The following is a 15093-nucleotide window of genomic DNA, read 5'->3' on the forward strand; positions in this document are numbered from 1 at the left end:
ATGACGCACTATGACGTGCTGGTGATCGGTTCGGGTTTCGGTGGCAGCGTCACCGCGCTGCGGTTGACCGAGAAAGGCTACCGGGTCGGTGTCCTGGAGACGGGGCGGCGGTTCGCCGACCACGAATTCGCTGAGAACTCCTGGCATCTGCGGGAGTACCTGTGGGCGCCGAAATTGGGCTGCTTCGGTATTCAGCGGATGACGCTGTTGAACGACACCTTCATCATGAGCGGTTCCGGTGTCGGTGGTGGTTCGCTGGTTTACGCGAACACGCTGTACGAGGCGCCGGACACCTTCTACGGCGATAAGCAGTGGTCGCATATCACCGATTGGAAGTCCGAGCTGGCACCGCATTACGACCAGGCCAAGCGCATGCTGGGGGTGACGACCAATCCGGCGACGACACCGTCGGATCGGGTGCTGCGGGAGGTCGCCGAGGATATGGGTATCGGCGACACCTACCGTCGCACGCCGGTCGGAGTGTTGTTCGCGGATAAGGAGACTCGGCCCGGAGCTGCGGTCGCGGATCCGTTCTTCGGCGGTGTCGGACCCGAGCGGCGCTCGTGTACGCACTGTGGTGAGTGCATGACCGGGTGTCGGCACGGTGCGAAGAACACCCTGGTGAAGAACTATCTGTATCTGGCGGAGCGGGCGGGTGCGACCGTGCATCCGCTGACGACCGCGGTGTCGGTGCGGCCACTGTCCGGTGGCGGATATGCGGTCGAGACCGTGCGCACCGGGCGCTGGGTTCGCAAGGCGAAGCAGACCTTCACCGCCGATCAGGTGGTGTTCTCCGCGGCTGCGCTCGGCACTCAGCAGCTGCTGCACAGTTTGCGGGATCGCGGTGTACTGCCGAATATTTCGCCGCGCCTGGGTCATCTGGCGCGCACGAATTCCGAGGCGGTGCTGGCGGCGCGAACGCGCGATAGGGATTCGGATTTCACCAAGGGTGTCGCTATCACCTCGTCGATCCATCCGAACTCCTACACCCATGTGGAGCCGGTGCGTTATGGCAAGGGCAGCAATTTCATGGGTCTGTTGACGACGGTGCTGGTCGACGGGCAGGAGGGTAAGCGTCGCTGGGTGCTCGGTCTGCGGGAGATGGTGCGGTTTCGGCGGGATCTGCTGCGCATGCACAATCCGGCGCACTGGTCCGAGCGGATGATCGGGCTGCTGGTCATGCAGAATGTCGACAATTCGATCATCACCTATAACAAGCGCGGTCTGTTCGGTAAGCGGATGACTACCAAACCCGGTGCGGGACAAGCGCCTCCGGCGTGGATTCCGGAGGGGAACGAGGTCACGCGGCGGGTCGCCGAGAAGATCAACGGTATTCCGCAGGGCTCGTGGACCGAGATGGCCAATATCCCGATCACTGGCCACTTCATCGGCGGCTGCGCGATCGGCGACTCTCCCGATACCGGTGTGGTCGACCCTTATCAGCGGCTCTATGGCTACGAGGGTCTGCACATCGTGGACGGTTCGACGATCTCGGCGAATCTCGGGGTGAACCCGTCGCTGACTATCACCGCGCAGGCCGAGCGCGCGATGTCGTTGTGGCCGAACAAGGGTGAACAGGATCAGCGTCCGCGGCTGGGGGCGCCGTATCGGCGGATCGATGCGATCGCGCCGAAGAATCCGGTGGTGCCGGAGTCGGCGCCGGGCGCGCTTCGGTTGCCGATTACTCCGGTCTGACGATCAGGGCCGTACCGGGCGCTCGCGGCGACGAACGTAGTCTCCACGCGACCGTCGCGACTCCAGCGTTCCATGTTGTGATCAGATCCGTGACCACGTCCTGAATGCTGCGTCGAGACGCGATGCGGCTGTCGGCGCTGTGTATTCCTCCAAAGTAGACTCGGACTGTGACGCCCGCCCAGCTTCGGGCCTATTCGACCGTGGTGCGGCTCGGCTCCGTCTATGCGGCGGCCAGCGAGCTGGGGATGTCCGGCGCCGGTCTCGCGACGCACATCGCCCGGCTGCACAAGGAGTTCGACGCCTCGCTGTTCACCCGCGCGGCGGCGGGTCCGGCTTTCCCGCCCGGCGGGCTGCGCTGGGCTGGCCGGGCGGATTCTCGGACCGCAGCGCCGGACAGCCATCGAGGTGACCGAGGCGGCGCACGGCCGACGTGCACGTGACGTTGTGGAGTTGAGCCCAGCAGAGGAGCAACACATGGACGACATCGAACGCACGCCGCTGCTCACGGCGTTCCCGCGCATCGACGACTACGGTTTCATCTCCGACTGCGAGGTCACCGCACTTATCGCCCCCAGCGGAACCGTCGAATGGATGTGTCTACCTCGCATGGACTCCCCTAGTGTCTTCGCAGCCGTACTCGATCGTTCCGCGGGTTCGTTTCGGTTCGCCCCCGCCGACTTCATGGTGCCCACCGATCGCCGCTATGTCCCCGGCACGATGGTGATGGAGACGAGTTGGCGCAGTGGCGAAGGGTGGGCGACGGTCCGCGATGTGCTGCTGGTCGGGCCCTGGCGACACCAGGTACCCGGCCGCAGCGCCCATCGTCGAACCCCGACCGACTACGACGCCGAGCACATTCTGCTGCGGACGGTGCACTGCGAGACCGGGCAAATCCAGTTTGTGCTCGATTGCCAGCCGGCCTTCGACTACGGCAGGCATCGCGCGCATTGGGAGTACCTCGACAGTTACTACACCGCGCAGGCCGGCGCCGACGGGATCGATTTGCAGCTGACGCTGAGCACCGACATGCGATTGGGGCTGGAAGGTACGCATGCGCTGGCCCGCACCCTGCTGAAGGCGGGCGACACACGCTTTTGCGCGCTCTCGTGGGGTAGTCGCGACGCGCCTCGCGCCGTTGACGAGGCCGATGCACGGATGCTGCGGACAATCCATCATTGGCGGCACTGGCTGGCCGGTGGGCGGTTTCCGGACCATCCGTGGGCTGCCCAGCTCACCCGCAGTGCGCTGACCCTCAAGGGGCTGACCTTCGCACCCACCGGCGCCATCAGCGCCGCCGCCACCACATCATTACCCGAAACGCCAGGTGGACAACGCAATTGGGACTACCGCTACTCGTGGATACGCGACTCCGCTTTCGCGCTGTGGGGCCTGTACACACTGGGCTTCAGCTGGGAGGCGAACGACTTCTTCTCCTACATCATCAGCTTGACCGAAGACGTCCGGGATATGCAGATCGTCTACGGCATCGGTGGCGAAAGCGACCTCACCGAGCAGACCCTCACCCACCTGCGCGGGTACGAAAATGCGCGCCCCGTGCGCATCGGCAACGGCGCATACCGGCAGCGTCAGCACGATGTGTGGGGTGCTGCGCTGGACGCGGTCTATCTCTACGCGCGCAATCAGGACCGAATCGACGCACGAGCTTGGTTGGTGCTGAGCCGGGCGGTCAAAAGCGCCCTCACCTATTGGCGCGAGCCCGACCATGGCATCTGGGAAGTACGCGGGGAGCTCCAGCACTTCACCTCCAGCAAGGTGATGTGTTGGGTTGCCGCCGATCGCGGCGCCCGGCTGGCTCGCATCCATCAGGACTTCGAACGGGCGCATCGTTGGCAACAGGCCGCGGACGAAATCCGCGCCGATATCTGCACTAATGCGGTCGATTCCCGGCAGGTGTTCACCCAGTACTACGGCAGTACGGCGCTGGATGCTTCGACACTGCTGATCCCGTTGGTTCGTTTCCTGCCACCAGACGACGACCGGGTACGCAACACGGTGTTGGCCATCGCGGACGAACTGACCGAAGACGGCCTCGTATTGCGGTACCGCGTCGGTGAAACCGATGATGGCTGTGCAGGGGAAGAGGGTGCCTTCACGATCTGCTCGTTCTGGCTGGTCTCGGCGCTGTCGGAGATCGGCGAGAAGACACGAGCCAAACAGCTGTGCGAGAAACTGCTCGCCTATGCCAGCCCTCTCGGCCTCTACGCGGAGGAAATCGATCCCCGAACCGGCCGACACTGGGGCAACTTCCCCCAGGCGTTCACCCACCTCGCCCTGATCAACGCCGTAATGCACGTCATCCAGGATGAACAAGCCGTCTTGCGGGAGGCGCTCGGCGGGGAATCGATCGCCCCACGACTCGACGATGCATCATTCACGCTGGGATATATGCACCGCTGACCGTGATGCTGCGGCCGGGTTTCGCGTGACGATCGCCCTCGAAATGCCGCCAGTCGCAACGCCGCTGGTCCAGAGTGCGGTGGAGGGCTCGGCTTGCAGTCCGACCTCGGCACGAAATCTATTCGTGCATAACAACTTCCGAAGATTTCGATCGATACCGTTCGGTGTCGGGGACCGGCGGGGCCGTGATCGACGCCTGCGGCAACCGATCCCGCGCGCACGGCCGAATCCGCGGGCCGGGCTCGATCGGAACCGTATACCCGAAACGGTAGACGCCGCTACGATGAGACGGTAACTCTCTCAATGGTGTGGAGGAACACGGGATGGGTGCTACCACCGTCGCTCGGCAATGCACGTTGTGTGAGGCGCACTGCGGGATTCTGGTGACCGTCGAGGATGATCAGGTCACCCGGATCGAGGGCAATCCGGATGATGTGCTGTCGCAGGGGTACATCTGCCCGAAGGCGACGGCGATGGGTGGGCTGCACCATGATCCGGATCGGTTGCGCACGCCGGTGCGCCGGGTCGGTGACCGGTTCGAGCCGATCGGGTGGGACGAGGCGTTCACCGAGATCGGGCGGCGGCTGCGGCAGGTGCGCCACGCGCACGGGGTCAGCGCGATCGGAATGTATTTGGGAAATCCGGCGGCACACAGCTCGTCGGTGATCTACGGCGCGCTGTTGCGCACGGTGCTGATGACGCGGAACTTCTTTTCGGCGTCCTCGATCGACCAGTTTCCGCAGGAGTTCGTGGCGTGGCGGATGTTCGGATCGAATGTATTGATGCCGGTGGCCGATATCGATCGCACCGATCGACTCGTGATCATGGGCGCCAATCCGGCGGTATCGAACGGATCGGTGACCACCATGCCCAATGCGAAGCAGCGCATTCGAGACGTGCGCAAGCGCGGGAAAGTGGTCGTCATCGATCCGCGGCGGACCGAGACCGCGCGCCTGGCCGACGAGCATGTGGCCATCGCACCCGGTGGTGATGTGTATCTGCTGCTGGCGATGCTGCAGGTGCTGGTCAGCGAAAACCTGTGTGCGGAAAGCAGGATTCGCGCGCAGTGCACCGGCTGGGAGGAGTTGCGGGTGCTGGTCGCCGAGGTGACACCGGAGCTCGCCGCGCCGCTCACGGGTGTCGATGCCGAGACGATTCGGCGGCTGGCGCGCGAGCATGCGGCAGCGGATTCGGCATTGCTGTATGCCCGGATCGGGATATGCCACCAGGTGACCGGCACGCTGACACATTGGTTGGTCAACACCATCAACGCGGTCACCGGGAATCTGGATCGGCCGGGCGGGCAGATGTTCGCGACGCCGCCGATCGATGCGCCGCGGTTCGGGAAATATCTGCCGGTGGGCTACGGGGCGTGGACGGACCGCTCCGGCACTTACAAATCGTTTCGCTCGGAACTGCCGGTCGCGGTGCTGGCCGATGAGATCCTCACCGAGGGCGCTGGGCAGATCCGCGCGATGATCACCTACGCTGGTAATCCGGTGCTGTCGACACCGCAGCGCGGCAAACTCGACGCCGCGCTGGACTCGCTGGATTTCTATGTCGCCGTGGATATGTACGTGACCGAGACGACCCGGCATGCGGACATCATCCTGCCGCCGATCTCCCCGCTGGAGCGCGAGGATGTGAACATTCTGTTCCCGGTGTTCAGTGTGCGGAACAATCTGCGTTACGACGCCCGCGTTTTCGAACCTCCGGCCGACGGACTCGAGGATTGGCAGATCATGGCGCGGTTGATCGCCGAGCTCGTGCCGCTGCCTGCGCGTCGGTTCACCACACGGGCGGTCAATGCGCTTCTGGAGCAGTTCAGTCCGATGCGGTTGACGACCGTTGGGGTGGCCGCAGGCCCGTACGGGGTGCTGCGGCGCGGCCGCAAGGGGTTGTCCGTGGCGAAGGTGCGCGCCGCGGCCGGGGGGATCGATCTCGGTCCGCTGCAGCCGCGATTGCGCGCATTGATCGGGACGAAGGATCGCAAAGTCCATCTCGCGGCCGCCGATTTCGTTGCGGCCGCACGGGAATTGCTCGACGACGCGCGCCGTGGCAATGCGCTGACCGCGCCCGCCGACGGCTACGACCTCAAACTCATCGGCCGCCGCCACCTGCGCAGCAACAACTCCTGGCTGCACAATGTCCCGTCCATGGTGAAGGGCCGCGACCGTTGCACCGCCCTCATGCATCCCGCCGACGCCGCCGAACGCGCCCTCATCGACGGCATACCCGTCGCGGTCACCTCCCGCACCGGCTCGATCGTGGTCACCCTCGAGGTCAGCGACGATATCCGCCGCGGCACCATCGCCATCCCGCACGGCTGGGGGCACCGTGAACCCGGCGTCGGCTGGCAAGTGGCGGCATCTCTCCCTGGTGCGAATGTCAATCTGCTGCACGATCCGTCGCTCACCGACACCTTCTCCGGGAATGCGGCGGTCAACAACACGTGGGTGACAGTGACTCCGGCGTCCCCCGCGCCGACGGCAGCGGATGTCGATCGCGAGCCTGCGCCGACTTCGTAGGAGTGCACTGCCCGTGGAATGCGCGCCGGGTGCTGCCGTTGCCCGGCGGTCCCGGCCAGGAAGTCTGCCGATCACGTGGGCCCACGGCCATTCAATGTCACGGGTTGACCGGCGCGCGGATCGGTCGATGCGGTCGCACCTCGGTGCACGCCGTCGTGCCGATCAGGGCGTTTGAGCCGTGACGCGGTAGCCGAGGCGGAGTTCTCTGGCGGGGTGGGCGGCGGCGGTGAGGTGGAGCCAGCGGTGCAGGCCGGCGCGTGGGTCGGGGACGTAGGCGGCCTGGGTGTGGGTGATGCCGAAGGGGAAGTTTCCGGATGCCGCGGCCGCGGTGGCGGTCATCAGATGCATTTCCGCCCACAGGTTCGGTTCGGGTGCGTCCTCGGGCAGGGGGCGGGTGTTCGGGAGGAAGAAGCCGAACGGTTCGGCGGGGGCTCCGGAGGTGTGGATGAGTGTGCCGGTGACGAATAGTCGCACCGTTCCGGTGTACACCACGCAGTTGGGGGTCAGGTGCAGGGGTGGGGCAGGTTGCAGCTCGAGCCGGAAAACCATGGGCCGACTGTACGGTGTCGCCATGTGCGCGAAAAGCAGTGGAGCGTCACGAAGTTCGGTTGCTCACATACCCGGCGTTGCGTCGGTCGAAATCAGCGCCGACGCGGGCGTCGTATTTGTCCGATCTGGGCGAAAAGCTACACGTCGCGCAGCGGTTCGATGCGGGCCGGAACATGCTTGTGCCACGGCGTTCCGGCAATCGCATCGCGCCAACCGGCATCGGTGAGCTCATTCGCGGCCACACCGGTGCGGGTGCCATCGGGCAAGTCGAGGCCCAACCCGTTGGGTAGCGAGGCGTGCCCGGGCCGCATGCGGTCGTTGATTTCGACCGCGGCCACGGCGCTGCCTCGCCGGGTGGTGATGCGGGCGCGCTCGCCGGTGGTGAGACCGAGGGCGGTGGCATCGTCGGGACTGAGGCGCAACGCGCCCTCCGGATCGCGGCGACGCCAGCTGTTGTCGCGGAAGATGGTGTTGGCCGTGAAGGAACGTCGCTCCCCGGCCGACAGGACGAAGGGGAATTCGGGACTGGTGTGCGTGGCGGGCGTGGTCGAGAGTTCGCGCAGCGTGTGCAGCAATTCCGGGATTGCCAACGGGATGCGCGGGTGCGGCACATAGTCCCAGGCGTGCGGATAGTCGTCGACGGTGAAGGTGACGCCGGAGCGGCCCGCGAGGATGGCGTCGAACAGTGCATCGGCATTGGGATGACCCGCTCGACGCATAGCGGCGGGGTGCACCTTCGCGACGCGCTGCGCAAGCGCCCACAGCACAGCGGCCGAACGCGCACCATCGGGCAGCGTCGGGCCCAGGGTTTCATAGAGCAGGTAGGGGGCGAGTCCGCCGATCTTCTTGTTCACAGCCAACAGTGCGGCGAAGGCCAATGCGTAGGGGCGGCGGCCGAGTTTCGCGGCGGTCCGCAGTACCGTCAGCTCGGCACGCCCGACGACACCGAGTTCACGGAGCAGGCGCGCGTAGATCTCGGGTTCGGGCAATGTGCCGGGTAGCGGTTCGAGTACCGGCGCGCGCAGATGGAAGGTGTTGTGCGGGAATTCCAGATTGAAGAAGGTGGCCTCCCACTTCTCGAACTGGCTGGCCGCTGGCAGCACATAGTCGGCGTGGCGTGCGGTTTCGGTGAGCGCGACGTCGATGACCACCACCAGATCCAGTGCGCCCAGTGCGGCACGGAAGGCGGCCGAATCGGCGAGTGAGTGTGCCGGATTCGCGGATTCGATGATCATTGCCCGGAACCGGTCGGGGTGATCGGTGCAAATTTCCTCGGCGATCGAATTGCACGGCAGCATGCCGCCGAGGATCGGTGCGCCGGTCACCGGGCTGCGTTTGATGTCACGGCTATAGCTCGCCAATGGCGCCATCCACGAATGTGGTTGCATGGCACCGGGTTTGGCGAAGTTTCCGGTGAGCAGCCAGAGCAGCTTGTTCAAATAGGAGATCAGGGTGCTGTTGGGGCTCTGCTGGACGCCCAGGTCCTCGTAGGTGGCGACACTGCTCGCGGTGCCGATTCGATGGGCGGCGGTGCGTAGCAATGCCACCGGCACACCGCAGGTTTCGGCATAGGACGCGATATCGATATCGCGCAGCACCGCGGTGACGGCGTCGACCTGGTCGGCGTGTTCGGTAAGGAATGCGTGATCGAGTAGATCGTCTTGCACCAGCACGGCGAGCATCGCGGCCAGGCACCACGCGTCGGTTCCGGGGCGGACCTGCAGATGGATATCGGCGAGATCGGCGGTTTCGGTGCGCACCGGATCGAGCACGATCATGGTGCGGGCCGGGTCCTTGGCGATCTGCTGCAGGACGGTGCGCGCGCGCGGCACACCGTGCGATTGCCAGGGGTTCTTGCCGAGGAAGACCGAGACCTCGGCGTGTTCGAAATCGCCGGTGGTGTGGCCGCCGGTCAAATGCGCGTCGACCCAGCCCTCGCCGGTCTTCTCCTGGGCGAGCGCGGTGGAGCGGTAGCGACTGCCCAGCGCCCGGCGTAGGGCGCCGCTGTAGGCGCCGCCGAGGTGGTTGCCCTGTCCCCCGCCGCCGTAGAAGAAGATCTTGTCGCCGCCGTATGTGTTCTTGACTTCGCCGAGGCGCGCGGCGACCTCGGAAATCGCGGTGTCCCAGTCGATTTCGGTGAAACTGCCGTCGGTCTCGCGGCGCAGCGGGGAGCTCAGGCGGGTGCCGCCGTTCTGGTAGTGGTCCAGGCGCAGCGCCTTGTTGCAGGTGTATCCGGCCGAGGCGACGTGGTCCTTGTCGCCGCGGATCTTGGCGAAGCTGCGGCCGTCGAGTTGGATCAGCAGGCCGCAGTTGTTCTCACACAGGATGCAGGCGGTCTTATGCCATTCCTGTTGCGCCGCAGCACCATTGCGTCTAGGCCGCGCACTGTTGTCGGCTCGGCCACCTTGCTGCGCGGCGGTACTCATCGATGCTCCTCTGAGTTGTCGTTGATCGAGAGCGGAAGCGAAACCGCCTGTCGAAATATGGATGCGGGATCAACTGGTCTGGTCGACGCGAGTGCCGTCGATCCACGCCTTCGGCTCGGCCAGGAACGGTGTGTCGCCGAGCCGGTCGAGATCGTCGAAGAAAGCATCCTGGGTGCGTGTGGCGGCCTTACTGCTGCCGGTGGACAGGAACGCGGCGAGTTCGTGATTCAGGCTGCGCGACAACGACCTGTCGGTGCCGAAATAGATGGCGCGCTTGAGCTCCTTGATGACGACCGGATTGCGCGCGGCCAGACGCGCCGCGGTGGCCTCGGTTTCGGCGAGCAACTCGTCCTCGGCGGTGAGCCGGTGCACCAGGCCCAAGCGCAGGCCCTCCCGTGCGCTGAGCGGTCCACCTTCGAGAGTCAGTTCGATCGCCTTGGCCGCGCCGATCAGCCGCGGCAGGCGCTGGGTTCCGCCGCCGCCCGGAATGAGATTGGCGATCGATTCGATCTGACCGAGTTCGACGTGCTCGGCGTCGGCGGCATACCGGATATCGCAGGCGAGGGCGATCTCGTGGCCGCCGCCGAGGGCGGGACCATTGATGGCGGCCAGATAGACCACGCGAGATCGGTTCATCCGCAGGGTCGTTCGCTTCCAGCGGTAGCCCCACACCATGCCGGTGCCGAGACCGCCACCGAACCGCTCCAGCATCTGCGCCGCACCCGGTACCCGCAGGCTCGTATTGAGCATCGGGATCAGCGGCGCCACCGCGCGGGCCGGGATGAACGGATGCGGCATCGCGAGCATGCCGGTGAGCGCGCTCGGATCCGCGTGGGTGAGGAACCGCCCTGGCAGGCCGCCCGTGAGTACGATCGCGCCGACCGTGTCATCGGTATCGGCCGCCGTGGTCAGCAGGTCCAGATCCCGTACGACGGCGGGGGTGACGAAGTTCAGTGGCGGGGCGAGGATGGTCGCGGTGAGCACTCTCCCGTTCCGGGCCAGGTCGATCGTCTCCAGGTCGAGCTCGGCTGCTCGCGACATCGGCGTCTCCTCGGGTCCGTGGTGGGCGCGGTGGAACCTGCACCCGACGCTGATTATGGTCTCCACCATAATCGGGATGTCAAGGGGCACGTCCTGTCGAAACGTTCCGCCGTGGCCGGAAGAACGGCTCCGAGCGTGCCTTCTTCGCGGGGTTGAACTGCCGAATGTGGCCGGAAAAGACCCACCTCACGGGTCGATCAGGCGCTACTCGGAAGCGCTGAGGACGGTCGTCAGATGAGCTTGCAATTCGCGGACGGTGTCCTCGAGCGGCGTGGTGGCCCGCTCGACGCGACACAGCGCGATCGCCCCCTCGACAGCGGCGACGGTGAGAGTGGCCATGCGCCGCGAGCGCACCGGGTCGAGGCCGTGATGGCTGAGCAGATCGGTGAGTGCGGTATTCCAGCGGGCGAAGATCGCGGCGGCAGATGCCGCGAATTCCGGTGCGTCGTCGTTGGTTTCGACGGCGACTGCGAAGATCGGGCAGCCCGCGCGGTAGTCGCTGTCGACGAGGGTCCGTCGCCACAGCGCGACGAACATATCCAGTGCGGTGGTCGGATCGTTCTCGCGGGTGATCGTTTCGATGAAATCCGACATCGAACCACCGGCCGCGCTCAGCGCGTCGGTGATCAGCTGGGTGCGACCGCCGGGAAAGTGGTGATAGACCGACCCGCGGGGCGCACCGGTATCAGCCAGCACCCGGTCCACGCTGGTGGCGCTCGCACCGTGAATGCGCAGGGATTCGATGGTGCCCTCGATCATCCGCCGGCGCGCGTCACGCTGCCGCGGGCGCGCCGGAGCCTCCTTATTCGATCGGCGTGTCGCTGCCATGTAGCCATAGTATGGGACACCCCATAACCCTGGGGTGTCCGTCTATCGCACACGGCTGGTATGGAAATCCAGCACCGCGGCCAAGGTCTCCCCAGGGGCTTCGAGCTGGGGGTAGTGCCCGACCTTCGGCAACTCGACCACATCCGGATCCGCAATCAGCTCCCGATAGCGGCGCACCATGTGCGCACCCGATGCCGGGTCGAGCAGACCGTCGATCAGCCGGACCGGAACCTGCGTGTCGACCAGCGCGCCCACCCAGCGCTCCCGATTCGCCCTGCGCTCACCCATGTAGCGAATCAGCTTGTGCCCGTTGCTCTTCCCGTGCTTACTGCACCACAGGATCCAGTACTGATCGAGCTCGTGGATACTCGGGCGGGTATCGGGACCGAAGACCCCGGCGAGGCTGCGACGGAAGACCCGCTCGGTACCCAGCACCCCGAACAGCGGTCCCAGCGGACTCGCCAGCAACTTCTGCGCCGGGCGTGCACGGTGGGTCTCGGGGAACAGTCCGCCGTTGAGCAGGCATACCGATTCGATCACCAGGGATTCGTCGCCGTCGGCGCGGCGCTGTGCGTCGCGGGCCAGCAACTCCTGGGCGACGGTGTCGCCGTAATCGTGGGCCAGGATGTGCGTGCGGGAAATCCCCTGCTCACGCAGCAGATTCTCGTGGATATCGGCCTGATCGGCGATCCGGTACTCGTAATTGCGGGGTTTGGCCGACCAGCCGAAGCCGATCATATCCGGGGCGATCAGCCGCGCGAACCGCTCGCGCAGACCCGGCCATACCGCATGCCAGTCCCAGGACGCGGTGGGGAAACCGTGGATACAGAGCAGATTTCCGGCACCGTCACCGGTGCTGTCCTGCCAGAAGATCTGATGGCCGCGGTGGGTGTGCCGCCGACCCATCGCCCGCCAGGACGCAAACTCTTCCATGTCTACCTCCTTCGTGCCGACAACTATTGCGCGCGAACGCTACCGCCACAGCCATTCGGGGGAAGCGAACCACACTGTCCGTGTCACGTACCGCATGGTCTTTTCGAGCCAGGTGTTTGCTCTGCGAGAATGCCATTGTGCATGTCGCGATCGGCCTCGTTGTTCTAGTCGCGTCGGCGGCGTCGCTCGCGGCGCTCGCGCGACGGTTCGGGATATCCGAACCGCTGGTGTTGACGCTGGCCGGGGTGGTCGCGTCGTATTTGCCGCACGTTCCCGAGGTCCACCCGGATCCCGAAGTCATCCTGCTGGGTTTCCTGCCGCCGCTGCTCTACACCTCGGCGATTCGCACCTCGCTGGTCGACTTCCGGGCCAATGCGCGCACCATCGCGCTGCTGTCGGTGGGTCTGGTGCTGTTCAGCACGTTCGCGGTCGCGGCGGTGGTGTGGTGGCTGCTGCCGGTGCCGTTCGCGCTAGCGGTGGCCCTGGGCGCAGTGGTCGCACCGACGGATGCGGTGGCCGCGACCGGGATCGCGCGGCGCATCGGCATGCCGCGCCGGATCGTCACCATCCTCGAAGACGAGTCGATGTTCAACGACGCGACCGCACTGGTGACGGTGCGCACCGCGATCGCGGCGGCCGCGGGCACGGTGTCGGTATGGAAGGCCGGGGGTGACTTCCTGCTCGCCGCCGGCGGTGGTGCGGCGGTGGGCATCGTGGTCGCCTATCTGCTGGCGATGCTGCGCCGGCGGATCACCGATCCGGTGCTGGACACCACGCTGTCGTTCCTGGCGCCATTCGTCGCCTATCTGCCCGCCGAGGGGATCGAAGCCTCCGGTGTGATCGCCGTAGTGACCTGCGGCATGGTCCTGGGTCACGGTGCGCCGGTGTGGCAGAGCGCCGCCTCCCGGATCGCCGAACGCACCAATTGGCGCACCATCCAATTCATTCTCGAGAGCGTCGTCTTCCTGATGATCGGGCTGCAGATGCGCGCCATCATCGAGGGCGCGTGGAACAGCGGCCTCGACCACGGAACCCTGATCGTGGCGGCGGTGGCAGTCATGTTGGCGGCGATGCTGTCGCGGCCGCTGTGGGTGTTCCCGGTCGCGTTGCTCTCGCGCAAGCTCGGATTGTCGAATGCCGATGTGCCGCTGAGTCATCCGGTGGTGGTGTCGTGGGCCGGCATGCGCGGCGTGGTCACTCTGGCTGCGGTACTGCTGCTGCCCGACAACCCGCAACTGCCGGTGCTCAAACTGCTCGCGCTCGTCGTGGTCGCGGGAACGCTACTACTGCAAGGTACTTCGCTGCCGTGGGTGGTGCGGCGGCTACATGTGCGCGGCCCGAGTCGCGCGGAAAACGCACTGCAGAAGGCGAATCTGCTGCAGCAGGCGACCGCGGCCGGATTGGCCGAACTGGACAAGCACATCACCCCTGATACGCCGCCGGGTGTCGTCGAACAACTGCGCGATCGGGTCACCTGGAAGACCAACGCGGCCTGGGAACGCCTGGGCCGCTCGGAATCGGAACTGGCGACACCGACCGCCGAATATCGGCGACTGCGGCTGGAAATGCTGCGCGCGGAACGGGAAACGGTACTGCGCGTGCGGGATTCGGGCGGCGCGGACTACGAGATCCTGCAGTACGTGCTGTCGCGGCTCGATCTCGAGGAATCGATGATCGACCGCTTCGACGAAACCGAAGAGGAACGCGTCGAACCGCTCGCTGCCCCGGCGGCGGCCGACAGCTGCGCGCATCTGGAGTCCGCGCCGTTGGTGCGTGAGCCCACCGAACCCGACGAGTGCAAGGAATGCATCGCTGAGGGATACACCTGGGTGCATCTGCGAATGTGCCTGTCCTGCGGGCACATTGCCTGCTGCGACTCCTCGGTGGGCAATCACGCCACCAAACACTATGCCGGCACTGGCCACCCCGTCATGCGCAGCGTCGAACCCGGCGAGGCCTGGCGCTGGTGCTACATCGACGAACTCCTGGGCTGACCGCCGATGGTAATCATTCGGCGGTCTCCGAACCCACCAACTGCCACCATTCGACTACCCTCGCCGACCGTTTCCTGCTCGCACGAGCGGCGGGGTGGTCAGCGGCGGGTGTGGGAGTAGATCAACCGGGCGTACTGGGCCAGCAGCTGGTCCAGTGAAATGTCCTCCCCGCCCGCGGCGATCTGCTGGTAGCCGATCAGCATCGACATGCCGAGCGCGGTGACCACCGCGGTGGTCTCCTCATCGCCCACAACGCCTTTGATCGCCTTGTGCACGGTGCGGCGGCGCGATTCGTCGACCCGCTTGAGTGCCAGATTCACCGATTCGTCATTGCCGGCCCAGGCACGGATCGCGGCCTCGGCGGCGTGGTGCAGGCCTGCGGCGAGGTCGGACATGGCGCGGATGTCGTCGTCGGGATTGCCCTGGTTGAAGTTCAGCGTGCGCAGAATGATGACCTGGCGGTTCTCCCAATGCTCGAGCAGCGCGTCCACGAAGCCCTGCCAGCTACCGAAATGGTGGTAGAACGAGCCGCTGGTGACACCGAGGCGGCGGCACAGCACGCCGATATTGAGGCCCTTGAAGCCGAGTTCGGCCAAGACCTCCAGAGCGGTGTCGAAGTACTGCTCCTTGGTGACCACTCGTGACATTCGCAGGCGCCGTTTCTGTTCGTGCGGGCAGGGT

General features: G+C 65.8%; 10 protein-coding genes and 1 pseudogene. 5 read left to right on the plus strand and 6 right to left on the minus strand.

Going from position 1 to position 15093, the window contains the following annotated elements; all coding sequences use genetic code 11:
• From OIE68_RS08495 to OIE68_RS08510, 4 genes and pseudogenes are all read left to right on the plus strand, one after another.
• A complete protein-coding gene (locus tag OIE68_RS08495) occupies positions 1–1695 on the plus strand; it encodes a GMC family oxidoreductase (protein ID WP_327098834.1) in 1695 nt (564 codons plus the stop codon).
• Positions 1696–1862: 167 nt separating this feature from the next.
• Positions 1863–2127: pseudogene (locus OIE68_RS08500) on the plus strand (helix-turn-helix domain-containing protein); the annotation flags it as partial.
• 42 nt (positions 2128–2169) lie between these two features.
• Entirely contained in the window at positions 2170–4113 is a 1944-nt protein-coding gene (locus OIE68_RS08505) for a glycoside hydrolase family 15 protein (protein ID WP_327101612.1), read from the plus strand.
• A 323-nt stretch (positions 4114–4436) separates the two neighbouring features.
• A complete protein-coding gene (locus OIE68_RS08510; RefSeq protein WP_327098835.1) occupies positions 4437–6641 on the plus strand; it encodes a molybdopterin oxidoreductase family protein in 2205 nt (734 codons plus the stop codon).
• Between the two features lie 162 nt (positions 6642–6803).
• Here OIE68_RS08510 and OIE68_RS08515 read toward each other — a convergent pair whose 3' ends face one another.
• The 5 genes from OIE68_RS08515 to OIE68_RS08535 all read right to left on the minus strand — a co-directional run bounded on the left by OIE68_RS08515 (position 6804) and on the right by OIE68_RS08535 (position 12418).
• Complete coding sequence (locus tag OIE68_RS08515; RefSeq protein WP_327098836.1) at positions 6804–7190, minus strand: hypothetical protein; 387 nt, start codon at positions 7188–7190, stop codon at positions 6804–6806.
• A gap of 137 nt (positions 7191–7327) precedes the next feature.
• Complete coding sequence (locus OIE68_RS08520; protein ID WP_327098837.1) at positions 7328–9616, minus strand: molybdopterin-dependent oxidoreductase; 2289 nt, start codon at positions 9614–9616, stop codon at positions 7328–7330.
• A gap of 69 nt (positions 9617–9685) precedes the next feature.
• Positions 9686–10657 (minus strand): enoyl-CoA hydratase/isomerase family protein, encoded by a 972-nt coding sequence (locus OIE68_RS08525; RefSeq protein ID WP_327098838.1) that lies wholly within the window; start codon positions 10655–10657, stop codon positions 9686–9688.
• A gap of 204 nt (positions 10658–10861) precedes the next feature.
• The gene (locus tag OIE68_RS08530) at positions 10862–11485 is read right to left on the minus strand and encodes a TetR/AcrR family transcriptional regulator (protein ID WP_327098839.1); all 624 of its coding nucleotides are present in this window, start codon (positions 11483–11485) and stop codon (positions 10862–10864) included.
• Between the two features lie 42 nt (positions 11486–11527).
• The gene (locus tag OIE68_RS08535) at positions 11528–12418 is read right to left on the minus strand and encodes an alpha/beta hydrolase (RefSeq protein ID WP_327098840.1); all 891 of its coding nucleotides are present in this window, start codon (positions 12416–12418) and stop codon (positions 11528–11530) included.
• A 137-nt stretch (positions 12419–12555) separates the two neighbouring features.
• On the opposite strand from OIE68_RS08535, the gene OIE68_RS08540 reads away from it, so the two are divergent.
• A complete protein-coding gene (locus OIE68_RS08540) occupies positions 12556–14412 on the plus strand; it encodes a Na+/H+ antiporter (protein ID WP_327098841.1) in 1857 nt (618 codons plus the stop codon).
• Between the two features lie 98 nt (positions 14413–14510).
• On the opposite strand, the gene OIE68_RS08545 is transcribed toward OIE68_RS08540, so the two are convergent.
• Positions 14511–15059, minus strand: coding sequence for a TetR/AcrR family transcriptional regulator (locus OIE68_RS08545; protein WP_327098842.1), 549 nt, complete (start codon positions 15057–15059; stop codon positions 14511–14513).
• Positions 15060–15093 lie beyond the last annotated feature (34 nt).

The organism is Nocardia vinacea (assembly GCF_035920345.1).
Classification (GTDB): Bacteria; Actinomycetota; Actinomycetes; order Mycobacteriales; family Mycobacteriaceae; genus Nocardia; species Nocardia vinacea_A.

Coding starts and splice junctions, on each gene's coding strand:
- OIE68_RS08495 (WP_327098834.1), top strand. CDS start 1: ATGACGCACTATGACGTGCTGGTGATCGGTTCGGGTTTCGGTGGCAGC.
- OIE68_RS08505 (WP_327101612.1), top strand. CDS start 2,170: ATGGACGACATCGAACGCACGCCGCTGCTCACGGCGTTCCCGCGCATC.
- OIE68_RS08510 (WP_327098835.1), top strand. CDS start 4,437: ATGGGTGCTACCACCGTCGCTCGGCAATGCACGTTGTGTGAGGCGCAC.
- OIE68_RS08515 (WP_327098836.1), bottom strand. CDS start 7,190: ATGGTTTTCCGGCTCGAGCTGCAACCTGCCCCACCCCTGCACCTGACC.
- OIE68_RS08520 (WP_327098837.1), bottom strand. CDS start 9,616: ATGAGTACCGCCGCGCAGCAAGGTGGCCGAGCCGACAACAGTGCGCGG.
- OIE68_RS08525 (WP_327098838.1), bottom strand. CDS start 10,657: ATGTCGCGAGCAGCCGAGCTCGACCTGGAGACGATCGACCTGGCCCGG.
- OIE68_RS08530 (WP_327098839.1), bottom strand. CDS start 11,485: ATGGCAGCGACACGCCGATCGAATAAGGAGGCTCCGGCGCGCCCGCGG.
- OIE68_RS08535 (WP_327098840.1), bottom strand. CDS start 12,418: ATGGAAGAGTTTGCGTCCTGGCGGGCGATGGGTCGGCGGCACACCCAC.
- OIE68_RS08545 (WP_327098842.1), bottom strand. CDS start 15,059: ATGTCACGAGTGGTCACCAAGGAGCAGTACTTCGACACCGCTCTGGAG.